The organism is Levilactobacillus koreensis JCM 16448 (genome assembly GCF_001435525.1).
GTDB classification, from domain to species: Bacteria; Bacillota; Bacilli; order Lactobacillales; family Lactobacillaceae; genus Levilactobacillus; species Levilactobacillus koreensis.
In genome coordinates this window covers 1529-1975 of sequence record NZ_AZDP01000113.1, presented here as the reverse complement: position 1 = coordinate 1975, position 447 = coordinate 1529, and the positions used below count along the sequence as shown (strand labels likewise).

At 52.8% G+C, this 447-nt stretch carries 4 tRNA genes; all 4 read right to left on the bottom strand.

Annotated elements, in window-relative coordinates:
• Positions 1 to 94 precede the first annotated feature (94 nt).
• A tRNA-Asp gene (locus FC99_RS10600) sits at positions 95 to 168 on the bottom strand.
• A 5-nt stretch (positions 169 to 173) separates the two neighbouring features.
• Positions 174 to 247, bottom strand: a tRNA-Met gene (locus FC99_RS10595).
• A 20-nt stretch (positions 248 to 267) separates the two neighbouring features.
• Positions 268 to 340, bottom strand: a tRNA-Glu gene (locus FC99_RS10590).
• Positions 341 to 349: 9 nt separating this feature from the next.
• Positions 350 to 437, bottom strand: a tRNA-Ser gene (locus tag FC99_RS10585).
• Positions 438 to 447 lie beyond the last annotated feature (10 nt).

Sequence of the window (447 nt, the reverse complement as noted above, 5' to 3'; positions counted from 1 at the left end):
ACTACGGTCCACAGCGGACTTTCACCGCCTAGTTAGCGCCCATGCCGGGCGCACATATCAAAAAAGCCTTCCTAAAAAGGAAGACTTTAACTGACGGTCCGTACGAGACTCGAACTCGTGATCTCCTCCGTGACAGGGAGGCGTCCTAACCAACTAGACCAACGAACCAAATATTGCGGGAGCAGGGTTTGAACCTGCGACCTTCGGGTTATGAGCCCGACGAGCTACCAGACTGCTCCATCCCGCGATAATATTAAATTGTGAAAATGACCCGTACGGGATTCGAACCCATGTTACCGCCGTGAAAGGGCGGTGTCTTAAACCACTTGACCAACGGGTCATAACTAAACGGAGAAGGAGAGATTCGAACTCTCGCGCCGCTTCCGCGACCTATACCCTTAGCAGGGGCACCTCTTCAGCCACTTGAGTACTTCTCCATAATGGGCC